The organism is Sphingomonas sp. SUN039, assembly GCF_024758725.1.
In the GTDB taxonomy this organism is placed as follows: Bacteria; Pseudomonadota; Alphaproteobacteria; order Sphingomonadales; family Sphingomonadaceae; genus Sphingomonas_O.
Window position 1 is genome coordinate 1,136,710 of record NZ_CP096972.1, and the last position, 22,142, is coordinate 1,158,851.

Consider the following 22,142-nt stretch of genomic DNA (forward strand, 5'->3'; position numbering starts at 1 on the left):
ATGCATTATCAAAGGCGAGTCATCGTTTGGCTTGCCGCGCTTTCAAAAAGGTGCCGCGATCGACCTTGCCGGACGCTGTGCGCGGCAGCGGGTCGGGCGACACAGCGATGCTGCGCGGCACTTTGTAGATCGCGAGTCGTCCGCGACAATAAGTCTTCAGTTCGTCTTCGCTGACCATGGACGCGGTCTCGACAACCACGGTCGCGACCAGCCGCTCGCCCAGCCTTTCGTCGGGGAGCCCATAGGCAATGGCATCGCGGACCTGGGGATGATCCGACAGAACGCGCTCCACTTCGGCGCAATAGATGTTTTCACCCCCCGATATGACCATGTTCTTCTTGCGATCGACAATGGTGAAGATGCCATTGGCATCCTCGATCCCGACATCGCCCGATGCCAGCCAACCGTCGTGAAGTGCCTCGGCCGTCGCCGCCGGATCGCCGACATATTCGGTCATCAACCCCGCGCTGCGGACCCAGAGTTCGCCGGGCTCGCCGATCTCGGCGGCGCTGCCGTCGTCGCGGCGGACCTGCACATCGACCGTCGGGCAGGCCCAGCCGCATGATGCCGGATTGTCGAGATAGGCCCGGCCACTGATCGTGCAGGTCCATGCCGTCGTCTCGGTCTGGCCGTAGGTGTTCGACATCAGGCAATCGGGCATTCGCGCGCGGATTTCGGCAAGCAGCGCCGGGTTCAGCGCTGCCGCGCCATTCGCCATATAGCAGACCTTGCCGAGCATCTCGGGCGTGGCGCGCGGGCTCCGCAGCATGTCCCACAACATCGCAGGCACGAAGGAAAGCCGGGTCATGCCGACGCGCTCGATCATGTCGAAGGCAATATCGACGTTCCACTTGCCCATGATGTGGATTGCCGTGCCAACGCTCACCGACCGGAAAATCGGCACCATGCCGCTGAGGTGAAACATCGGCCCCAGAATCACCGTCGGCGTCGCCATCGAACGACGGTCGCTGGACAGGGTCTTGCCGGTTTCTTCGTCGTACCGGATGTCTTGCAGCGTTCCCATGAACCGCGACAGGGACACTGAATGGGCGATCGCCCCGTGGCTGAGCAGCGCGCCCTTCGGAAACCCGGTCGTGCCCGACGTAAACAGGATCACCGCGCCGTCAGCGGGATCCATATCGATCGGCGAGAAGGCCCGCGGCTTCGCGATGAGGCTGTCGAAATCGCCGTCGCGCCCCGGGCGCAAGGGCGCGTCGGGCGTACCGATAACGATCCTGCGAAAACCGGGATCGGGGGCTTCGACGGCGATCGCATTGGCCAAGGCGGCATCGACGATCGCGACTTCGCATCCGACAGCGGCGATTGCGCGCAGCATTTCCTCCGCTGCGCCCCGGCTGTTGACCAGCGCCGCGATGCCACCGGCCGCCGTGACCGCGATCAGGGCGACAATCCATTCGGGACGATTGCTGGCGACGACAGCAACTTTGGTTCCGTGCGTCACGTCAAAGCGGTGCTGCAAGGCGTCGGCCAGGGCTGCCGCCTTGGAAAAAACCTCGTCGAACGTCAGCTCGACATCGTCCTGCACGATCATCGGGCGACTGCCGAACGCCATGCCCTGACGGTACAGGGCCGCCAGGGTGCGCGGCGCGTCCTTGAACACCGGCACGGTCGCATTCCCGATACGGGTATCGATCAGTTCGAACGCCCGATCTGGTCCGATGAGCCGATCCGCTAGCGGGTCGCGGACATTGGGTCGGTGCCCCACCCCTGTCGTCGCGTCGCTTTCCGTCACAATACTCTCCAGTGGCCAGACAGTCGGTGATGCCACGACCCGACACCCCGAAAGCTCATATTGCAACACGGCCATTGCAATACCAGCGCGACATGGCAAGTTCGGTTCGCTAGGCCGCTACGCAGAACAAAGGTCGATGGAGAGAATGATGTCGGCACGCATCGAAGGCAATGCCGGCGCCGAATGGCGTGCGCACTGGACGGTCGTTCTGGCGGCCTGCGCGGGCTTTGGGGCCTCGACGATCATCTCCTATTCGAGCAGCCTGTTCATCCAGCCGCTCCAGCACGAATTTGGCTGGAGCCGTGCACAGATCATGTCCGGCCACAGCATTGCCTCGGTCACCGGTGTGATCGCCGCCCCGTTTACCGGACTGCTCGTCGATCGGATCGGCCCGCGACGCCTCGGTATTTTCGCAGTCGCGGCAATCTGTCTCGCCACCGCGTTGTTCAGCCTTGCCGGACCAGACATCTGGATGTGGCGGGCGCTCTGGGTGCCCATGTCGCTGGCCATCGTCATTATCCAGCCGTCGGTCTGGACGGCGGCGATTACCAGCCTGTTCTCGGCAGGGCGCGGTCTCGCTCTGGCGGTGATCCTGTGCGGCGGGAGCCTCTCGTCGATCGTCACACCCCCCCTTACCTATTTCCTGATCGAACAATATGGCTGGCGGGTGGCATGGATCGGCATCGCGGCCTTCTGGGCGACGCTGGCCCTGCCGCTCATCTGGTTGTTCTTTACCAGCGCAAAAGACAGTGCCCGGCGTTCGTCAACGCCCGCAACCGTCGCGCCGCCGCGGCGCTCGCTGCGCGAGAGCGGCATGCTCACCCGCCGCTACGCGCAATTGCTCTTCGGCGGCGTCGGAATTGCCGCTGTCGTGGTGACACTGGGAACAAGCCTGGTCCCGGTCCTTTCTTCGAACGGCCTTACGCGAGGCCAGGCAGCGGGGATCGCGTCGCTGCTCGGGGTGTCAGCCATTATCGGGCGGCTTGGCATCGGTGCACTGCTTGACCGGATACATGGGCGGTATCTTGCGGCATTCTGCGTGTTGTTGCCAATCATCGGCGTCCTCATCCTGATCCATTTTCCCGGCTCGATCCCTGCCGCGTCCCTGGCCGTACTGATCATCGGTTTTTCGCTCGGGGCCGAACTCGACATCATCGCCTATTTGACGTCGCGCTACTTCCGGCTTGAAAATTTCGGGTTCCTGTTCGGCACGATCGCCGGATTCCTCGGGCTTGCGGCCAGCAATGGGCCTGTCGCGCTCAATGCCGTTTTCGATGCGACGGGTTCGTACATTCCCGCGCTCTGGGCGACGATTCCGATTTGTGGCGTTGCGGCGCTGTTGTTTCTGCTGCTCGGCACCTATCCTGCTGCCGACCGGGCCGAACCGGCAGGACACTGATCATGGCACTTTACCGGTACGTCATCCTGTCACGATCCAAGCCCGGCGAAGAAGAAGACTATATCCGCTGGTACAGCGAGCAGCATCTGGCTGACGTCTGCCGCATCGAGGGCGTCGTCAGCGGCACGCTGCACCGGCTGGCGCTCCAGAAGGTCTATGACCTCGACGCGCCGCAATGGACGCTGATGACGATTTACGAACTGGCGGGTGACGACCCCCAAAGAGTCATCGATGCCATTCTTGCTGTTGCGGGCACCGACGTCATGCCGCTCAGCGATGCGCTCGACCGGTCGGGCATGATCCAGACCGTGGGTCGACAGATCGCGGTGGTCGGCTGACCTTCAACGCGTTTCGCACCGTACCATCGCTTCGCGCGCCAGCCGGGCAAGTCGGGGGAACGCTTCTGCACGTTCGCGGGCCGTTGTGGAAGAGGCATTGCCCCGCAGCACCCGCCCCTTGATCCCATGGAAGATCGCCGCCAGCCGGAAGAAGCTGAACGCCACATAAAAGTTCCAGTCTGCAATCCCCGCGCGACCCGTCCGGCGACAATAGGCGGCGATGTACTCTGCCTCGATCGGCAAGCCGAACGCGACCGGGTCGGCACCGCCCAATCCGGCAACGATATCGGGCGGCATGTGATACATCATCGCGTGGTAGGCGAAATCGGCGAGCGGATGACCCAGCGTCGACAGCTCCCAGTCGAGGACGGCAACGATGCGCGGCTCGGCGGGGTGGAAGATCATATTGTCGCAGCGGAAGTCGCCGTGCACCAGACGTGTGTCGTCGCTGTCCGGAATCGCGGTCGGCAGCCATGCGACCACCGCATCCATATTCGCATCGCGTCCGGCAAGGTCGTCAGCCAGATATTGTTGCGACCAGCGACCGATCTGCCGGTCGAAATAATTTCCCGCCTTGCCATAATCCGCCAACCCGATGTTCGCCGGTTCAAGCGCGTGGAGGGCAGCGATCGCGCCGTTCATGGCGTCGAAATAGGCGGCGCGCTCGCCCTTCGGCACGTCCTGAAAGCCAGCATCCCAGAAGATGCGGCCTTCGATCATTTCCATGACGACAAAGTCGGATCCCAGCACAGCGGAATCGTTACAGGTGGCGAAGATGCGCGGCACCGGCACATCGGTCGCAGCAAGCGCGGAAAGCACGCGCGCTTCGCGCAGTACGTCATGCGCACCTTTCAGGATATCGCCGGACGGTTTGCGCCGCAGGACATAAGTCGCGGTAGGGGTCGTGAGCCGGTATGTCGGATTGGACTGGCCGCCGTTGAACTGCCCGACGGCCAGCGGGCCGGCAAAGCCCGCAACATTAGCCGACAGCCAGCGTTCGAGTGCGATCGCGTCGAGCGCCGTACGGACAGCGCCGACGCCTTGGTTCACGGACGTGTCAGACGCCATGCGCCGCTTTCCAGTCGCGCTTGATCTTCTTGGCCAGACTCCATTTGTGGACTTCGGTCGGACCGTCATAGATGCGGAAAGCACGGACTTCGCGGAACACCTGTTCGACGATGGTCTTGTCGGTCACACCGGTCCCGCCCATCACCTGCACGCAGCGATCGGCGATCCGCATCAGCGCCTCGGACACGGCGACCTTCGCCATCGAACTTTCGACCGTGCCGAGCGATCCGGTGTCGAGCACGCCCGCGCACCAGTCGATCATCAGTTCGCACTGCTTCAGGTCGATCATGTTCTCGGCGAGCATGAACCCGACGCCTTCGTGATCGATCAGCGTTTTGCCGAAGGCCGTGCGGCGGTTGGCATAGTCCGTCGCGATTTCGTGCGCGCGGATGCAGCAGCCGAGCCAGCGCATGCAGTGCGAAAGCCGCGCGGGACTGAGGCGGATTTGCGCGTATTTGAACCCCTCCCCAGCGACGCCGAGCATCTGGTCGGCGGGCACGCGCAAATTGTCGATGGTGAGCGTGGCATGGCCACCCGGCATCGAGCTGTCGATCGTATTGGGCACGTGGTCGATGCGGATCGCCGGATCTGGCAGGTCGACAAGGAACATGCACGCCCCCTCCTCTGCCTTGGCCATGACGATCCCGACGCTGGCCCCTTGCGCGCCCGTAATGAACGTCTTGCGCCCGTCGATAACCCAGTGGTTGCCGTCGAGGCGGCAGGTCGTTTTCATCATCGACGGATCGGATCCGGCACCGCCGTCCTCGGCAGGCTCGGTCATGAAGAACGCGGAGCGTGCGCTGCCATCGATCATCGGTGCCAGGAACCGCGCCTTGAGATCGGCGCTCCCCACATGGCCGAGCAGATACATGTTCCCCTCATCGGGAGCCATGGTATTGCACGCCAGCGGCCCGAGCGGGGACAGCCCCGACTTGATCAGAACGACCGCCGTCTCGCGCTGGGTCAGGTGGCTGCCGTCGGGCAGGATATGCGGGGTGAGGACGCCCGCCCCGCGCGCAGCCGCGCGCATCTCGACCACCAGCTCGTCGAGGGGGGCGCCGTGATGATCGCGGCGTGGATCGCGCTCATAAGGGATGATGGTGTCCCGAACGAAAGTTTCGACGCGGTCGGATATCTCGAGGGCGCGCTGGGTGATCGTCATAGACTTTGTCCGTCATCGATGGTGAAAACCGCGCCGGTCGTCTGCGCCGATACGTCGGCGCACAGGTAGAGCAAAGGCGCGTCGAGCGAGCCGATCGGCTGCAACCGACGGCGATGAAAGGCGGCGATCTGTGCCTGGCCACCGTCGCTGGCAAACCAGTCGCCTGACAATTCGGTCTGGATATAGCCGGGCTGGATGACGTTGACGTTGATGCCCTGGCGCACCCATTCGCGCGCCAGATTGCGGCCCAAATGGGCGACGGCGGCCTTGCTCGCGCTATAGATTGTTTCGCCCTGACCCGTCATGTCGGCGGTGATCGAACCGATGAGAACAATGCGCCCACGCCCGCTGTCGCGCCCGCCCGTTGCAATAAGACGTCGCGCGCCCTCGCGCGCGGTCAGCATCGCGCCCACCACGTTGGTATCGAGCACCGAACGAATCTCGGCGACCGAAATATCGGTCGAGCGACCTGGTGCGGAGACCCCGGCATTGGCGATGATCGTGTCGACGGTCCCGAAGGCGTTTTCGGCGACATCATAAGCAGCGGCGACAGAGGCCGCGTCGGTGACGTCCATCTCCACTGCCAACGCCCTTCCGCCGCTCTCGGCAAGCTCAGTCGCCAGCGCCGAGATCCGGCCGGTACGCCGGGCCGCAACCACAACGCTTGCCCCGGCTGCGGCGATGATCCGCGCGAAATGGGCGCCGAGACCCGACGACGCCCCGGTGACCAGACATACGCGGCCATCAAGCGTTTTCATCGGACCCCTCTCCCTTTGCCATCCCCGCTATGTGCATAATGCACATCTAGCAATGCATTTTGTCATTGGCTATGGTGCACCCGTCGCCGTGGTCGCAGAACCCGGAGAATTCTGATTGTGAGAGACTCGATGGCTGACACGATGGATACGCCGCTGACCCCCGTTCCCTATGCGGTTACTGACCCCGAAATGATTCCAGTCGAGCGCTATTATGACGAGGCGTTCTTCAAGCTGGAGAAGGAAAAGCTCTGGCCACACGTCTGGCAGATGGCGTGCCGCCTCGAGGAAATTCCCGAGGTCGGGGACTATGTCGAATATTCGATCCTCGAAAAGTCTGTCATCATCGTCCGCACCAAGACCGGCGTGAAGGCGCTCCATAACGCCTGCCGCCATCGAGGCGTACGTCTTGCGACCGGTCCGGGCAATTGCAAGACCACCGGCTTCATCTGCCCTTTCCATGGCTGGCGCTACAATATGGACGGTGCCAACACCTTCGTGTTCGGCAAGCAGGTGTTCAACGCCGCGCTGCTCGACCACGCAGAGATCGATCTTGCCCCCTGCCGCGTCGAATTCTGGGCGGGCTGCGCGTTCATCAATTTCGACGACAGCGCCCCGTCGCTGCTCGACAGCCTCGGACCGGTCGTCGACCGGTTGAACGCGCGCAATGTCGACAAGCTGAAGATGGACTGGTGGTATGCCACCGTGCTCCCGACCAACTGGAAGCTCGCGATGGAGGCCTTCCAGGAAGGCTATCACACGATGAAGACCCACCCGCAGCTCAATACGCTGTCGGCGCTGGGCAACCCTTATGGCAACGACGCCGAGGGCATGACGCCGAACAAAGGCATCAGCGCCAAAGATACCGTCAAGGTCAACATCGAGTTTATGGCGCGGCTTAGCTCGGGCATGGCCGGTATGGTCCATGAAAGCGAAATCGCGGTCATCGAGAAACTTCACGACATGGAAGTGCCTGACGATCCGGTCCAGGCGACGATGATGTTCTACGGCAAGGCGAACGAGGCCGTGACGGCCGACGGTTATGCCCGCGGCGTTCCGATGTTCGACGTTAACAAGGTCATGCAGGAACAGCCTTTTCACGCGGTGGAATACATGTTCCCGCATTTCTTCTTGCTGCCGATGATCAGCGCCATGTCGTCGTACCGGATCCGCCCGCTGACCCCGGAGACGTGCCTGTTCGAAATCTGGTCGCTCGCGCTGCGCCCCGAAGGTGAGCCACATGATACCCCGCGCGAACCGACCGTGCTGCCCTACAACAGCGATCAATTCCCCGAAATTCCGCGCCAGGATTATTACAACCTGCCGCTGCAACAGTTGGGCCTGCACGCAGGCGGCTTCACGCACATGCGTCTGTCGCATTCGCACGAGGGCTTGATCAGCAATTACCAGCGCCTGATCGATGGCTATCTCGCCGGACGCGACCCGCAGGTGCTCGCCAAGGCCGCGCATGTGGTCAACAGCGGGTTCGAAGCGCCGATTGCCGACATCGGCTTCTGATCGTTCTTTAGTAAATGCACATCGTGTGATACATTCTTTCCGAAAGAGCGGGGCTATCGCCGCCGAGTCGGAGAGTAGCATGGCGAGAGGACGCACATACGACCTCGTGATCAAGGGCGGCACGGTCATCGATGGCCTGCGAACCCCGCGCTATCGTGCCGACATCGGCATCAGCGACGGCAAGATCGTCGAGATCGGGGGGAACATCCCGGTCACCGATGCGGAGCGGGTCATCGACGCGGGCGGCAAAATCGTCGCCCCCGGCGCGGTCGATCTCCACACCCATTACGACAGTCAGATTTTCTGGGACCCGTGGTGCACCATCTCGGGCTGGCACGGCGTAACCAGCGTCGTGATCGGCAATTGCGGTTTCGGCTTTGCGCCCTGCAAGCCCGAAGACCGCGAGCGGACGATGCTTTCGCTCGTCCGCAACGAGGCGGTGCCGCTGGAGACAATGCGGCAAGGGATGCCGTGGGACTGGGTGAGCTTCAAGGAATATCTCGACAGCGTCGAGCGCACCCCAAAGGGCATCAACGTGATGTCGTTCGTCCCGCTCGCCCCGCTCTATGGTTATGTTGTCGGCACCGACGAAGCCAAGCGGCGCGCGGCAACCGATGACGAACTTCAACAGATGTGCGACCTGCTGACCGAAGGCATGGAAGTCGGCGGCTGCGGCATCAGCGCGCAGATTCTCGGCGTCGAGGGCAATGTCCAGCTCGACCATGACGGCACGCCCATGGTCACCGACCTGATGAGCGAGCGCGACCTGACGGCGTTCTGCCGGACGATGGGCAAGCTCGGCCGCGGCGTTTCCCAGATCACGGGAGACATGGACCTCGCCGAAATCATGGCGCGCGAAAGCGGGCGTCCGGTGATCTGGAACGCGTTGATCGCCGAAGGCGCGCTCAACCAGCATGGGGGCATGAAGATTCTGCCCAGGGATGCCCTGGCGCGGCTACGGCAGCTCAATGAACAAGACGGGCTGCGCGTCTTCGCCCAGGCGCTGACCACCAATTTCGCCTCGCAATTCACCTTCGAGGATTACAACCTCGCCGACGCGATCCCGGCGTGGAAAGACCTGTGCATGGGGACGATTGCGGAGAAAACCGCGAAATTCAAAGATCCCGAGCGGCGTAAGGCGTTGAAGGCCATTCACGAAGAGCGCGGCGGGCTGTTCGGGGCGGGCTATGTCGTCGATGAAATCAAGGTCGGCTGGATTCCGCTCGATGTGCCCGATGGGCTCGCCCTTCAGGACCGATACGAAGGCTATAAAATCGGCGAGATTGCCGCGCGCGAGAACAAGCACCCGCTCGACGTGCTGCTCGATATCGCCCTTTACGGCGAACTGAAGAGCGGGTTCGAGACCAAGCTGATCATCACCCCGCCCGAAGCGATGAAGGAAATCGCCAACGGGACTGTCTCGCTGCCGGGCGTCAGCGACGGCGGCGCGCATACCAAATTCGTGACCACCGGCCGTTTCCCGACCGAGCTGATCAGCTATTGGGTGCGTGAGCACAACATCATGTCGCTCGAAGAGGCGCACTGGAGGCTTTCCGCCATGCCCGCCCAGGCCGCGGGTCTCAAAGGACGCGGGTCGCTCGCCATAGGCATGCCTGCCGATATTCTCGTCTATGACTATGAGCAGCTCGACAGCCTCCCCGCCGAGCGCGCGTGGGACTATCCTGCGGGCGAGTGGCGGCTGATCCAGAAGGCGACAGGCTATAACTACATCATCGTCAATGGCGAGATCACGTTCATCGATGGCGAATGCACCGAGGCGACACCCGGTAAATTACTGCGCCACGGCGTGGCTTGACGATAGGAGCTGAGCGATGCGGAACAGCGAATTCGGCACCATATTCGATGCGGACAATCATTATTGGGAAGCGCACGACGCCTTCACCCGGTATCGCGACCCCAAATTCAAAGATCGCGGGCTGAGGCTGGTCGAGAAAGATGGCATCGTCCGCTATTATATCAGCGACAAGGTCCACCCGATCCTGCCGGGTCCCGGCGACCTGCACGGTCGCCCGGTGCCGGGATCGCTGTTCGATTATTTCGCGGGCACGGCGCCGAGCGACCCGCACCAGCCGTCGCTATGGTCCGAACGGCCAGCCGACCATCCCGAGTGGTACAACCGCGACGCCCGCCTGACCTGCATGGACGACCAGGGGATCGAGGCGTGCTGGCTGTTTCCGTCGCACGGCGTCTGCATCGAAGGCCCGATGCAGCCGGATATCGAGGCATCGCTCCACATCCTCGGCGCGTTCAACCGCTGGATCGAAGAGGACTGGGGTTTTGCCTATAAGAACCGGATCTTCGCTGCGCCGCTGCTGTCGCTCTCCGACCTCGATGCGGCCGTCCGCGACCTCGAATGGGCGATCGCGCGCGGCGCACGGATTATCACGATCCGCAACGGGCCGGTGTTCACCGCGTCCGGCATGCGCTCGCCCGCCGATTCCGTTTTCGACCCCTTCTGGGCGCGGGTCGAGGAAGCGGGGATTACCGCGACGGTCCATGCCGGGTTCGAGGATGGCTATGGCTCGGTCGATTCTGCGGTCGGCAAGGTCTGGAACCTCGACCTCGAGGGCAAGACCAAGACGATGTCGGTAGGCCTCGAGGACACATCGGATTTCGACACAAACCTGATCAGCATGATCCAGAAACACCGGCTGGTCCGCGACTTTGCCGCTGTGCTGGTCGCGCACGGCCTGTTCGTCCGCTTCCCCCGGCTCAAATTCGCCTTCATCGAAAACGGCGGCACTTGGGTCGCATCGCTGCTGCGCGATCTGTCGGTCGCGCATGTCCAGCATCCCGGCATGTTCGCGCAGCACCCCGTCGATCAATTTCACCGCAATTGCTGGGTCGCGCCGTTCGTCGAAGATGATGTCGCCGACCTCGCCAAACACATCCCGGTCGAACGCATATTGTTCGGCTCGGATTGGCCGCATGCCGAAGGCGTCGGCAATCCGCGCGATTTCTTCGACAATCTGGCGGGCTTCTCCGAAGCCGACAAGCGCAAGATCATGCTGGAGAATGCCCGCGAACTGACCTTCGCCTAGGTCGCCGAGCTATTTTGCGGCTGCCGCTTTCATTGCGGCAGCATCTTCAGGCGAAATCCATCGGCCCGCGACCAGGCGGTCCGTCGACGCCGAGAACGTCGCCACATAAGCGGCGTGATCGGGGTAGAGCAATTTAAGCGTTTCCGGCGCGAAGGCTTTCTTCGCCCCCGTTACGCCACCCATGCCACCCGCCGACAAATAGCCGGTATAGCTGGCGACCGGCACATCAATGTACGGCATCCGCACCCCACCCAGTGCATTTCCATTCGCGTCGCGCCGAATCTCGCGCCGCGCATCCAGCGCGATGCCGGGCGCTTGTGGCGGCTTGATGCCGTGGCGCACCCAAAGCTGGAGGTTGCGAAACGCGCCGCGCTCCAGCGGTTGCCAGATAAAGTCATTGGGAACCGCGCCGGCGGGGAAAAGTTTTGCCAGCCCCCCGGTGTCGGGCATCTTGAAGCCGGCCTTCATCATATCCGGAATCGCCGCGAACGAGATCGCATCCGGCGCGAGACCCGGCACATTGCCACCCCGGTGCGAGGCTCCGGCCACTTCATAAGTCACGATCCCGCCTCTGGCCGTGAAGCGATCGGGCTGGTGGGTGGCGCGCGCCTGCCACATTTCTCCCTCCGACGAGAGCGAGATGAACGGCACGTCGGGCGGGATGAGTTTCTGGAGCGGGTCCGTAAGCGCCAGGTCGGCGGCGCACTGGTTCATCCGGATCATCGCAGGCCCGACGATGCCGAGATATCCGTCGTAGACCGGTTTGCCATCCGCGGTCCGATATCGATTATGAAGGCCCGCGATCCAGGTGCGGATGTAGATGGCCGATTGGGAAATGCCCGACATGTAGACAAACGGCTTGCCGAACCCGGGCAGAAGGCGCTGTCGCTGCTCGTTCTTCAACAGCAGCCCCAGTTGCCCGAGCATGTCCCAGACCAGCCCGTCCTCATATTCGGGCCAGCTGCTTTTCACGCCCGATTTGAGCGCCGCGTCCAGCGCCGCCTTGTCCCCGACCATATAGGTCGGGATCATCGTCGGCTGGGGGCAGCGGCTGGCCGGTGGCGCGGGGTTGCTCCAGTCGAGCGGTGCATAGCGGACAGGGTCGAACTTCTTCAGCGCATTGGCCGTCACCGCCTTGGTGGTAATCCCGATCCAGACATCGCCCTGCTTGACCATTTGCGCGAAGTCGGTGGGCCCGCCAAAATCGAGGTTGAGGCTGGCGTTAAGGACGGTGACTTCGACATTGCCACCGAATTTGGCGGCGTCGCGCGGGCGCATGACGAGGATGCGCGTCACATATTTGCCCGGCCCGGCGACGACCTTTACCTGGTGGCCGGACCCTGCCCAGTCATAGACATTGGCCATACCCGACAGGAAGTATTCCTCTTCGACATAGTCGACGGCGTCGAGCGCCTTTTGGGCGTAGAGGAAGGGTTTGGAGTCCGCGGTGACGGGAATGGGTCCGGAAACTTGCGGAATCGCCTTCGATACCGGGACCTGCGCCGCTGTCAGCGCGGGCTGCATCAACAACGCGACGGCCAAAGCAAAGCGCGTGCATGTCGTATGGACTTTCATCTCGCATCCTCCTTGATCAGATCGGCGGCCTTTTCACCGATCATGATCGCCGGCGCATTGGTATTGGCGGCGGGCATGATCGGCATGATCGACGCATCGGCGACGCGCAGCCCTGTGACGCCGCGTACCCGGAGTCTGGGATCGACCACCGCTGCCGAATCCCCGCCCATATGGCAGGTGCCGACGGGGTGATAGCCGATGCCGGCCGTCGAGCGGATGCGGTGTTCCCATTCCTCATCGCTCGTCGGCCTGGCGTCAGGGCTGAGCCGACCCCGGAGATGGTTGCCGAACGGCGCGGCGTTCAGGATATCGTCGACCTGTTTCAATCCCCCGATCAACGCCGCGACATCGTACGGGTCGCCCAGCAACCGGTGATCGATGACCGGCTTATCCGCAGGGTCTGCGCTGCGAAGACGAATTTCGCCCCGGCTGCGCGGCTTGGCGACATTGGCGAAGACCACCACACCCGGTCGCTTGTGCGGGCGGCGTGTGGCCGGGTCGAAGGCAAGCGGGCCGAACTGAAGCTTGATATCGGGTTCGGCCAGTTCGGGCCGAGACCGCAAATAAGCCATCGCTTCGACCGGCGTCGCCGACAACGGCCCGCGACTGAACACCAAATAGTTCAAGAGATTCATCGGCATCCGCCAGCGACTGACCATCGTGTTGTAGGTTGGCACATCGACGAAATAGCTGGTTTGAACGCTGGCATGTTCCTGAAGATTACGCCCGACCTCGAGTGCATCGACCTGCACGTCGATGCCCAGCGCCCGTAACGCCGCGGCACGACCGATGCCCGAGCGCATCAGGATTGCGGGCGATTGCAACGTGCTGGCACTGACGATTGCTTCACGTCGTACCGTAATCTCGCGGATTTGGGCGCCCTTGATATAGCGCACCCCTGTGACGCGCCCGTCCGCAATCACCACCTTGTCGACCAGCGCCCCGGTGACCACGGTCAGGTTCGGCCGTCGCATCGCCGGTTCGAGGAACGCGCGCGCCGCGCTCGACCGCTGGCCGTTCCGCTGGGTGACCAGATTGACGAACGCACCGTCGATGTCGCCGACGCAATAATCCTCGATCTCGGCTAAGCCCCGCTCTTTGCAGGCGGCAACAAAGGCACGCGAGAGCTTATGCACGCTGCGCGGGCATGATACGCCGAGCGGTCCCGACGTCGAATGGGTCCGACGGGATTCACCTGCATAGCTTGCGGACTTCAGGAAATAAGCCTGGACGTCGTCCCAGCCCCACCCGACGCACCCCAGCCGGTCGGCCCAGTCGTCATAATCCGCCCGGCTCCCCCGAATGTAGACCATGCCATTGATCGCCGACCCCCCGCCGAGCATTTTTCCCGCCGACCAGATGCTTTCGCGCCCCAGCAGCGAAGGGTCAGGTTCGGTCGTGTACAGCCAGTCGCTCGCGGGCTTGCCGAGCATCAGGTACGACCCGACCGGCATTTTGACGAGAAAGCCATCGCTGCGCGCACCGGCTTCGAGCAGGACGACCCTGTGCGCAGGGTTTTCCGACAGTCGCGCCGCCAGCACGCACCCTGCGGCGCCGCCCCCGGCAATCACGAAGTCGGCTTCCGCCGGAAGCATCAGACCTTTATCATTCAGGCTGGAAAAGCGGGAAGGCGTCGCCCTCCCCTTTCCGAACGCGAACGCGCATGCCGGTCTTCACGGCATCAGGCGCAATGCCGGTGATGCGCGTATGAAAATAGGGTCCTTCGTCGAGGCGGACCACGGCGACGACATAAGGCACGTCGCCCGCCAGTTCCTTCACATAGGCCCGGTAGAAGATCGTGTAGGTGTCGATCGTTCCGGCACCGGATGTCGGCACCCAGACCATCGGTGCCTGGCCGTGGTCGATACAGCAGGACGCGGGCCAGTCGTGGCGGCCGCAGGTGCTGCAACGGTGGAGCAGAAAGCTCTCATCGGCTTTCCATGCATCCCAGAATGGTGCGTCCAGTTCACCGGCCACGAGCGGCCCGACGTTTTCGGCGGTCATGCCTCGGCTCCCAGGATCAGCGTGCCGTGCGACCAGGTATTCTGCACGCCCCCGTTCAACCCATGCCCGCTCGTCAGCGCGATGCGAGCGCCCTTGACCTGCGTTGCCCCGGCCTCGCCGCGCAATTGTTTCATCGCCTCGATCAGCGGCGTAAATCCTGCAGCGTAAAAGCCGGAAATCTGTCCGCCGCCCGTGTTCGACGGGATTTTGCCGCCGAGCGAAATGCCACCGTCGGCAACGAACGGCCCGCCCGTCCCCGGCGCGCAGAACCCATAATGTTCGAGCTGCATGATTATGGAGATCGTGAACGGGTCGTAGAATTGGGCGGTATCGATATCGCCGAGCGACACGCCGGCCTGCGCCAGCGCGCGCCCGATCGCCGGGGCAATGGCGTCGTGATGCGCGTAGACGTCCCGCTTGTGCCAATTGCCGATATTATGCCCCGTGCCCGCCCCCAGCAGGAACACAGGGTGCTTCTGTGCCATCGACTTGGCGCGTTCGGCGCTCGTCACGATGAAAACGGCGCCGCCATCGGTGTCGCGGCAGCAATCGAGCATATGAAACGGATCGACGACCATCGGCGAGGCCTGATGGTCCGCCAGCGTGATCGGCTGGCCGTAACCCATCGCATCGGGACGGTTGACGGCGTGGTCGCGCAGCTGCACCGCGACCGCCCCGAGATGCTCGCTGGTGGTGCCATAATGGTCCATATGCCAACGCGCATGGAGCGCGTGAGCGCTGGCTGCGCCGATCATCCCGACCTGCGCGGGATAGCCATAGCCGAGCGACCCGAACGACATCTTGCCGCCGAAGCCCGGCATGCCGCCCGAGGACGGGGCCATGGCATAGGCGCAGGCGACCATGTCCGCCTGGCCCGACAGGATTGCGCCTGCTGCCATGATGAAGGTGCACGGCGCCGTCGCTCCGCCGGTCTGCACCGGCCAGGAAAAATTAGGCGAGAGACCGAGATAGCGCAGATCCTCGCGCTCGTGCGACGCAAGGATATACCCATCGATGGCGTCGCGCCCGATCCCGGCATCGACCAGCGCAAGTTCCAGCGCCTGCCGCCGCAGTTCGACCTCGGTGACGCCGAGCGCGCGGCCTTGTTTCGTCACTCCCATGCCGACGATGGCGATGCTAGCGCGTTCCATCGTCAGACGGCCGAGCCAAGGTTCATGACCTGGATTTCCTGGAACGCCCTGAAGCCCTCGATCCCCTTCTCGCGCCCGACACCGCTCATCTTGTGTCCCCCGATCGAGGCTGTGGGGCTGGAAAAGAAGGAATTGACGTTGATCGTGCCGGTGCGGATCCGTTTGGCGACATCAAGCGCAGCGCGCGCATCCTTGCCATAGACATAGCCCGACAGGCCGAGCGAGGAATCATTCGCCATTTCAACCGCATGATCGACATCGCGGTAGCCGATCACGCAGACCACGGGGCCGAAAATCTCGTCCTGCGCGGCGGGGTTCTTGTTGTCGGGAACGTCGAGGATGGTCGGCTCAAAGTAAAATCCCGGCCGGTCGGGGCGCTTGCCACCGGCAACCACCGTCGCACCCGCATCGACCGCCAGCTGGACGTAGCGTTCGCAACGCGCCGCCTGTGCCGCGCTGATCACTGGCCCCATCGTCGTGGTCGGGTCGGTCGAATCACCGATCCTGGCATAGGCGAGGCTCGCCGCCATCGCCGCAAGGACCTTGGGTTTGTCCGCTTCTGGCACGAACACCCGCGTACCCAGCACACAGCCCTGTCCGGCATGGGCGAGGCACACGCCGATCGCGGCCGAGAACGCTGCCTCAATCCGGTCAGGCAGATATATCTGCGCCGACTTGCCGCCCAGTTCGAGTTGCAACCGCTTCATCGAGGGCGCAGCCTGCGCGGCAACCTTGCTGCCGACTTCGGTCGAGCCGGTGAAGCTGACCATATCGACGGCCGGATCGCTGGTCATCAGCGTTGCGCCCTCCGGCCCGGCTTCGGCAACGATGTGAAGCACCCCGGCTGGCAGACCCGCCGCGAGCGCTGCCTCGCCAAGGGCAAGGGTCGCGAGCGGTGTGAGCGGACTGGGACGCAGGATAACGCAATTGCCGGTGACGAGCGCGCTCATCAGCTTCCACAGGCTGATATGTAGCGGAAAATTGTACGCCGAAATTGCCGCGACGACGCCAACTGGAACATAACGTTTGATGCTCTGGACAAAGCCGCCCGAACTGTTGATTCGCTCCTCGAGCGTCAGGGGGTTTTCCTCGAGCTCGGGCAGTTTCGCATAAAGATCGAACATCTCGCCGATCTGGCGCAGCGGGCCGGCGACCTGGGCTTCGATGATGAACCCACCCACTGGCGCACCGGTTTCAAGGGTGATGAGCGACTTGAGCGCGGCGGTCTGATCGACCAGCAATTCCAGAAAGTGGCGAAGTACGGTGACGCGTTCGCTCGGCTTAAGTGCCGCCCACACGCCCTTGTCGGCAGCCGCGCGGGCAGAGGCAATCGCCGCCGCGAACTGGTCGATCGAGGCCCCGGGAAAGGTCGCGGCCACTTCTCCCGACGACGGATTGTGCACCATGACCGGCGCACCTGCGCCCTTCACGAGCCGGCCGTCGATCAGCATGTCAGTCATCATTATCAAATCTCTCCTACGCGGACGACGACCTTGCCGGTTACGCTGTTGTCGAACAGCCCGGCCATCGCCTGCGGCAGGCGCTCGATGCCGTCCTCGATATGCATCGCCACCTTCATGCGATTGCTGGCGACGAGGTCGACGAGTTCAGCCTCGAAAGCAGGGCGCAGCGCGTCCTGCCCGACCTGAGTGAAGCCCTGAATTCGCAAGCTGTTGAACATCACCGCGCGCAAAACATCGGGCAGGTGATCGACACTGGTCGCCGCTTCGCCCTGATATTGCGCCATCAGGCCGCAGATCAGCACGAGTCCGCCGCGCGCCATCATTGGCACGATCGATGCGAGCATCGCCCCACCGACATTATCGAAATAGACGTCTGCGCCGGAGGGCAAAGCGGTGGCAAGCTGCGCCAGGAAATCGGGCGCGAGCCGGTCGATGGCCGCGTCATAGCCGATCTCCTCGACCAGATAGCGGCATTTGTCCGCACCGCCTGCAATTCCGACGGCGCGGCCGCCGCGCGCGTGGATGAGCGCCCCCGCTGCGGACCCGACCGCGCCTGCCGCGCCGCTAACGAGGAATGTCTGTCCTGACTTGACGCCACCGGCGACCTCGAGCCCGACGTAGGCGGTGAATCCCGGCAGGCCCCCGATGCTCAACGCGTTCTCGGGACTGCCGAGTTTCGAGCTGACCCGCTGCACGCCCGTCCCGTTCGACACGGCAAAATGCTGCCAGCCGAAACGGCCCTCGACAATCGTTCCGACGGCGAAGTCGGGATGATTGGACTCGATGACCTTACCGACAGCCGGTCCCGGGATTGTCGTTCCCAGCGGCATTGGCGGCATTTTACCGCCGAGCGGTGCCGGATCGATGAACAGCCGCAGCATCGGGTCGACCGAGACATAGAGCGCGCGCACGAGGAACTCGCCGGCGCCGATGTCGGGCAAGGACAGCTCTTCGATGCCGAAATCTGACGGCTGCATCGCCCCGTGCGGGTAGTGGCGCAGGACGACGCGCTGTCCGTTCGGCATTTATCTCTCCGGCTTGTTGTCGTACGGGTCGATCAGAGGTTGTAGAGCACCTTCGCCCGACCGCCGATGATCATGTTCTTGTCAGCCTCGGGGACGCCCGCGAACAGTTCCTCGATTTTGTCCATCGAGTGCGGGAATGTCGTTTCCGAATGCGGATAATCCGACGACCACATGATGTTGCCTGCACCCGGCATATCGCGCGTCAGGATGCCGACGCGGTCATGGATGAAAGACCCATAGATGTTGCGGTCCATGAAATAGCTCGGCGGCTTTTCGAGGACGCTATTCACCCAGTGGCGCTGTTTATGCCAGGTTTCATCCATGTAATTCGCCGCGAACGCGAGCCAGCCGACGCCGCTCTCGACCGAAACGAGCTTCAAATCGGGAAAGCGCTGGAACACGCCGCCATAGATCATGATCGCAATCGGTTCGGCCATGCCGAATTTCGACATCAGCAGATCGGACAGGAAGAATTTCGGCTCGGTGAAGCGCACGGCGCGACCGCCGAGATGGATCGTGATCGGCACGCCGAGATCGCACGCCGCTTTCCAGAACGGATCGAACTCGGCATCGGCATAGCTGCGGTCGCCCGTGACGTCGCCGGTTAGCGCCATTGTCTGCGATTCACTGCTTTTCAGCGACTCGAGCTTTTTCATCGGGAAGGCAGGAATGTTGATCGCCTTCAGGCCGCGCTTCACGCAGTCGCGCATCAGCGCAATCGCGACATCGACATCCTGCATCGGAATGTAGCCGACACCGACGAAGCGCTTCGGGTCGTGCGCGCAGAAATCGGCGAGCCAATTGTTGTATGCGGTGAAGCTCGCGGTGAAGAGTTCGATGTTCGACGTGCCGAGCGGCCCGCCGCCGAACAGCACGGCAGTGTCGATGCCGTCCTCATCCATATCGGCAATCCGCGCCTTGGGCATCCAGCCGCCTGCGCGGGCATCGGCGACGCGGCCTTCCATCTTGAAATCTTCGCCCTTGCGACCGGCTTGCGCGCTGATCAGGTTGACCTTCCGGCGCTTGCCTTCAAACACGATGTAATCGCAGTCCTCGCCATGCTCGACTTGCGGCGCGTGTTCGCGCAAGCGTTCAGGCAGATAGTCTGCCCACATATCATGCGACGGATTCACGTGCGCGTCGGCATCGACGATCAGCGCCTTCGCGCGGGTGTCGGGCCGGGGGGCGATGAGCGTGTCGGTGTGTTCAGCCATGCGGTCTCTCCTTCGTTGCCGTTGAAATTACCTGCTCCAGCCTATCGAGACAAATATGAAACAACGGCAAATTGATATCATACAGGTATCAAGCGATGGTCAGTTCATCCAGACTCACGGCTCGCGGCGGCCACTTGCAGGTTGAGCCGCGCAGGTTTTAGGCCCGCCGCCTTTGCCGTAAGCACCAGCCACCCCGATTGCTTGCCCGGTCGCAGGATTGCCAGGGCCTGCCCATGCCAGGTCCAGCGTCGCGGCCGCTTGAAGCTGTCGACATTGTGCGGGTTGCCGTTCGCGACCCCGGCGAGTTCACCCGCGCCCTCGACCGCAAAGTCGATCCTGAGTGTTGCATCCGGCACGACGCTTCCGCGATCGTCGATCACTTCGACGAGCACATGCGCGAGGTCGGCACGACCGGTCGTCAAACCGCGCACGTCGGACACGAGGCGCAGCGCGGCGGGGTTGCCTGTGGTCGCCAGCATCTTGCGGGCGATTTCCTTGCCGCCCCGGCTCGCGACCGCAACCAGTGTGCCCGGCGCATAGGGCACCTTAAACACAGCAATGCACTTGTCAGTTTCGACCAGCGCTTTGGTTTCGACTGGCTTGCCGTTGAGCATCAGCGTGATGCTGTCGCCCCGCGTGTAGACCCTCACCAGCATCGGCTGTCCTGCAGGGACGCCCCATGTCCAGCTTTTCAGTTCATCGAACCACGAATAGCCGACGTTGAAAGCACTGAGCCCACCGGGGATCGGCCGTTCGACCATCATCTCCAGCGGGCTGAGCCCCTCGACGACATGTCGGTAATAGCTCTGCGGTCGGCGCTGGCCGATCAGGTCGATGTCGCCTTGGGCATTGCTGAACCAGGGATAGGGGATTTTGCCCGTGACAGGATCATAGGCGTGGACGGCCATTTCCTTAAGCGAACGCCCAATGATCGGCGCGCCCGATCCTGCTTCTCCCATATAGTCCCAGCCCGACCACACCCAGCTGCCGACGTACCAAGCGTTGTCATTCGCCAGCTTCCAGTCATCATAGATATGCGCGACGGTATTCTCGCTCTGGAAGAACGCCCTGTCGGTATGGGCCGCGCGCTGAGCCGACGACGGCGCGCTATGAAAATCGCCAACATCGACATAGGCCCAGATTTCGGGCCCGGCCCCGTTGCCGGTGAACCCGGCCACATTCATGCCGCCGCGCCCGACCGGGCGTGTTGTATCGAGCGACCGCACGAGCGCCGCGAGCTTGGGACCATATTTGTTTGGGTCGGACGGTATCTCGTTGCCAACCGACCAATAGATGACGCTCGGATGGTTGCGGTCGCGCCGGATCATCGCGCTCAAGTCGCGCTCCCACCATTCGACGAAATGGGTGTGGTAGTCGTCAGAGAGTTTCGGGATGTCCCAGATGTCTGAAAACTCTTCGAGCACCATAATGCCAAGCCGGTCGCAGGCATCGAGCATCGCGGGCGATGGCGGATTGTGCGCCGCGCGGATGGCGTTGAAGCCGGCCGCCTTCATCACTTCGACCGTGCGGATTTCAGCCCGGTCGATGGCTACCGCGCCCAACGGGCCATGGTCGTGATGGATGTTGCCGCCGCGCAGCTTGTAGGTCTTGCCGTTGAGCTGGAAGCCAACAGTACCGTTCCACAACAACGTGCGGATGCCGAAGGGCGTGGTGACCGTATCGACGACTTTTCCGCCGATCAGAACTTCGGCGCGGACCTTGTAGAGATTGGGGTGCTCGGGCGACCACAGCGCGGCTCCCTTGAGCGCAATCTCAGCGTGATAGATGGCCTCGCCAGCGCCCGCTACGGTCTGCGCCTCTGCAGTTTGGGTTGCGACCGCGCGTCCTTGCGGATCGAGTACGGTCAGGCGCACGCTTGCGTCGACCGGCGCAGTGTGCGCGTTGGCCGTCGTCACCGCAAAGCGCGCCACCGATCGTTTCGGGTCGGCCACCGGCGTCGTCACCTGCACGCCCCATGTGGGAATGCGTACATAGTCCGTGACGGTCAGCCAGCTATGCCGATAAATGCCCGATCCAGTATACCAACGGCTCGGTTTGCCGCGATTGTCGACGCGCACCGCCACAACATTGTTTCCGCGCGGGTCGAGGTGCGGCGTCAAGTCATAGGCGAAGCTGGTGTAGCCATTGGGGTGAAACCCAAGGTGTTTGCCGTTGATCCAGACGTCGGCGTTGCGGTAAATGCCATCGAAACGCAGTTCGATACGGCGATTTCCGCCGGGCGGCATGTCGAAGTGCTTGCGATACCAGCCGATGTTGCCAACCGTATAGCCTTGTCCGCGCCCGCCCGGCATCAGGATGCGCCCGAAACCGGGGATCGTAATGTCCATGTCGGGCTTCGGATCGGCATTCAGATCGAACGGGCCGATCACCGGCGGCGCGACGCCATCGGGTGAGGGCAAGGTGTGAAAGGCATAGAGCGACGGATCGGCGGTCGCACCGCCGTCGTCGGAGGCATTCGGCAAATCCTCGATCCGCCAGTCGTGCGGCAGATCGAGCGTGCGCCAGTTGCCATCGGCGAACCCGGGAGCCTGCCCGTTGTCAGGATCGCCGAGGAAGAATTTCCAGCCTTCGTCGAACGACATGTCGCGTGCGACAGGCATGCTCGAGCCGGCAGCGGCGTGGAGGCGTGGGGCG

The 22,142-nt window shown here is 63.0% G+C and carries 17 protein-coding genes; 5 read left to right on the forward strand and 12 right to left on the reverse strand.

What is annotated here, in order from left to right; translation table 11 throughout:
- Window positions 1–19: 19 nt before the first annotated feature.
- The gene (locus tag M0209_RS05575) at window positions 20–1,753 is read right to left on the reverse strand and encodes a class I adenylate-forming enzyme family protein (protein ID WP_258887298.1); all 1,734 of its coding nucleotides are present in this window, start codon (window positions 1,751–1,753) and stop codon (window positions 20–22) included.
- 148 nt (window positions 1,754–1,901) lie between these two features.
- Here M0209_RS05575 and M0209_RS05580 point away from each other — a divergent pair, with 148 nt between their 5' ends.
- Together M0209_RS05580 and M0209_RS05585 are read left to right on the forward strand one after the other, a co-directional pair.
- Window positions 1,902–3,152: an MFS transporter gene (locus M0209_RS05580; protein ID WP_258887299.1), complete on the forward strand. Its 1,251-nt coding sequence runs from the start codon at window positions 1,902–1,904 to the stop codon at window positions 3,150–3,152.
- 2 nt (window positions 3,153–3,154) lie between these two features.
- Complete coding sequence (locus M0209_RS05585; protein ID WP_258887300.1) at window positions 3,155–3,490, forward strand: hypothetical protein; 336 nt, start codon at window positions 3,155–3,157, stop codon at window positions 3,488–3,490.
- Window positions 3,491–3,493: 3 nt separating this feature from the next.
- On the opposite strand, the gene M0209_RS05590 is transcribed toward M0209_RS05585, so the two are convergent.
- Genes M0209_RS05590 through M0209_RS05600 form a run of 3 tightly spaced genes read right to left on the reverse strand, consistent with a single transcriptional unit; the run spans window position 3,494 to window position 6,478 of the window.
- Window positions 3,494–4,558, reverse strand: a complete 1,065-nt coding sequence (locus M0209_RS05590) for a phosphotransferase (protein WP_258887301.1) — start codon at window positions 4,556–4,558, stop codon at window positions 3,494–3,496.
- The gene (locus M0209_RS05595; protein WP_258887302.1) at window positions 4,548–5,720 is read right to left on the reverse strand and encodes an acyl-CoA dehydrogenase family protein; all 1,173 of its coding nucleotides are present in this window, start codon (window positions 5,718–5,720) and stop codon (window positions 4,548–4,550) included. The genes M0209_RS05590 and M0209_RS05595 overlap by 11 nt, the downstream gene beginning before the upstream one ends.
- Entirely contained in the window at window positions 5,717–6,478 is a 762-nt protein-coding gene (locus M0209_RS05600; RefSeq protein WP_258887303.1) for an SDR family NAD(P)-dependent oxidoreductase, read from the reverse strand. Before M0209_RS05600 ends, M0209_RS05595 begins: the two co-directional genes overlap by 4 nt.
- Before the next feature lie 129 nt (window positions 6,479–6,607).
- On the opposite strand from M0209_RS05600, the gene M0209_RS05605 reads away from it, so the two are divergent.
- From M0209_RS05605 to M0209_RS05615, 3 genes are all read left to right on the forward strand, one after another.
- A complete protein-coding gene (locus M0209_RS05605) occupies window positions 6,608–7,993 on the forward strand; it encodes an aromatic ring-hydroxylating dioxygenase subunit alpha (RefSeq protein WP_258887304.1) in 1,386 nt (461 codons plus the stop codon).
- Between the two features lie 79 nt (window positions 7,994–8,072).
- On the forward strand, window positions 8,073–9,809 hold the full coding sequence (locus M0209_RS05610) for an amidohydrolase family protein (protein WP_258887305.1): 1,737 nt from the start codon (window positions 8,073–8,075) through the stop codon (window positions 9,807–9,809).
- A gap of 16 nt (window positions 9,810–9,825) precedes the next feature.
- A complete protein-coding gene (locus tag M0209_RS05615) occupies window positions 9,826–11,055 on the forward strand; it encodes an amidohydrolase family protein (RefSeq protein ID WP_258887306.1) in 1,230 nt (409 codons plus the stop codon).
- Between the two features lie 9 nt (window positions 11,056–11,064).
- On the opposite strand, the gene M0209_RS05620 is transcribed toward M0209_RS05615, so the two are convergent.
- From M0209_RS05620 to M0209_RS05655, 8 genes are all read right to left on the reverse strand, one after another.
- Window positions 11,065–12,630 (reverse strand): alpha/beta hydrolase domain-containing protein, encoded by a 1,566-nt coding sequence (locus M0209_RS05620; protein ID WP_258887307.1) that lies wholly within the window; start codon window positions 12,628–12,630, stop codon window positions 11,065–11,067.
- A complete protein-coding gene (locus tag M0209_RS05625; RefSeq protein ID WP_258887308.1) occupies window positions 12,627–14,225 on the reverse strand; it encodes a GMC family oxidoreductase in 1,599 nt (532 codons plus the stop codon). The genes M0209_RS05620 and M0209_RS05625 overlap by 4 nt, the downstream gene beginning before the upstream one ends.
- A gap of 10 nt (window positions 14,226–14,235) precedes the next feature.
- Entirely contained in the window at window positions 14,236–14,634 is a 399-nt protein-coding gene (locus M0209_RS05630) for a Zn-ribbon domain-containing OB-fold protein (protein ID WP_258887309.1), read from the reverse strand.
- Window positions 14,631–15,785 carry a thiolase family protein gene (locus M0209_RS05635; protein WP_258887310.1) on the reverse strand — a complete coding sequence of 385 codons (1,155 nt, stop codon included), beginning with the start codon at window positions 15,783–15,785 and terminating at the stop codon, window positions 14,631–14,633. The genes M0209_RS05630 and M0209_RS05635 overlap by 4 nt, the downstream gene beginning before the upstream one ends.
- Before the next feature lie 2 nt (window positions 15,786–15,787).
- Window positions 15,788–17,248, reverse strand: coding sequence for an aldehyde dehydrogenase family protein (locus M0209_RS05640; protein ID WP_258887311.1), 1,461 nt, complete (start codon window positions 17,246–17,248; stop codon window positions 15,788–15,790).
- A 2-nt stretch (window positions 17,249–17,250) separates the two neighbouring features.
- Window positions 17,251–18,273: an NADP-dependent oxidoreductase gene (locus M0209_RS05645; protein WP_258887312.1), complete on the reverse strand. Its 1,023-nt coding sequence runs from the start codon at window positions 18,271–18,273 to the stop codon at window positions 17,251–17,253.
- A 32-nt stretch (window positions 18,274–18,305) separates the two neighbouring features.
- Window positions 18,306–19,487 carry an amidohydrolase family protein gene (locus M0209_RS05650; RefSeq protein WP_258887313.1) on the reverse strand — a complete coding sequence of 394 codons (1,182 nt, stop codon included), beginning with the start codon at window positions 19,485–19,487 and terminating at the stop codon, window positions 18,306–18,308.
- Between the two features lie 104 nt (window positions 19,488–19,591).
- Window positions 19,592–22,108 carry a glycoside hydrolase family 2 TIM barrel-domain containing protein gene (locus M0209_RS05655; protein WP_258887314.1) on the reverse strand — a complete coding sequence of 839 codons (2,517 nt, stop codon included), beginning with the start codon at window positions 22,106–22,108 and terminating at the stop codon, window positions 19,592–19,594.
- Window positions 22,109–22,142 lie beyond the last annotated feature (34 nt).

Bases quoted from the DNA above. Each gene is read 5' to 3' on its own strand.
- M0209_RS05635 (WP_258887310.1), bottom strand. From the start codon at position 15,785: ATGGAACGCGCTAGCATCGCCATCGTCGGCATGGGAGTGACGAAACAA.
- M0209_RS05630 (WP_258887309.1), bottom strand. From the start codon at position 14,634: ATGACCGCCGAAAACGTCGGGCCGCTCGTGGCCGGTGAACTGGACGCA.
- M0209_RS05655 (WP_258887314.1), bottom strand. From the start codon at position 22,108: ATGCCTGTCGCACGCGACATGTCGTTCGACGAAGGCTGGAAATTCTTC.
- M0209_RS05620 (WP_258887307.1), bottom strand. From the start codon at position 12,630: ATGAAAGTCCATACGACATGCACGCGCTTTGCTTTGGCCGTCGCGTTG.
- M0209_RS05580 (WP_258887299.1), top strand. From the start codon at position 1,902: ATGTCGGCACGCATCGAAGGCAATGCCGGCGCCGAATGGCGTGCGCAC.
- M0209_RS05650 (WP_258887313.1), bottom strand. From the start codon at position 19,487: ATGGCTGAACACACCGACACGCTCATCGCCCCCCGGCCCGACACCCGC.
- M0209_RS05645 (WP_258887312.1), bottom strand. From the start codon at position 18,273: ATGCCGAACGGACAGCGCGTCGTCCTGCGCCACTACCCGCACGGGGCG.
- M0209_RS05610 (WP_258887305.1), top strand. From the start codon at position 8,073: ATGGCGAGAGGACGCACATACGACCTCGTGATCAAGGGCGGCACGGTC.
- M0209_RS05590 (WP_258887301.1), bottom strand. From the start codon at position 4,558: ATGGCGTCTGACACGTCCGTGAACCAAGGCGTCGGCGCTGTCCGTACG.
- M0209_RS05585 (WP_258887300.1), top strand. From the start codon at position 3,155: ATGGCACTTTACCGGTACGTCATCCTGTCACGATCCAAGCCCGGCGAA.
- M0209_RS05605 (WP_258887304.1), top strand. From the start codon at position 6,608: ATGGCTGACACGATGGATACGCCGCTGACCCCCGTTCCCTATGCGGTT.
- M0209_RS05600 (WP_258887303.1), bottom strand. From the start codon at position 6,478: ATGAAAACGCTTGATGGCCGCGTATGTCTGGTCACCGGGGCGTCGTCG.
- M0209_RS05640 (WP_258887311.1), bottom strand. From the start codon at position 17,248: ATGATGACTGACATGCTGATCGACGGCCGGCTCGTGAAGGGCGCAGGT.
- M0209_RS05625 (WP_258887308.1), bottom strand. From the start codon at position 14,225: ATGCTTCCGGCGGAAGCCGACTTCGTGATTGCCGGGGGCGGCGCCGCA.
- M0209_RS05595 (WP_258887302.1), bottom strand. From the start codon at position 5,720: ATGACGATCACCCAGCGCGCCCTCGAGATATCCGACCGCGTCGAAACT.
- M0209_RS05615 (WP_258887306.1), top strand. From the start codon at position 9,826: ATGCGGAACAGCGAATTCGGCACCATATTCGATGCGGACAATCATTAT.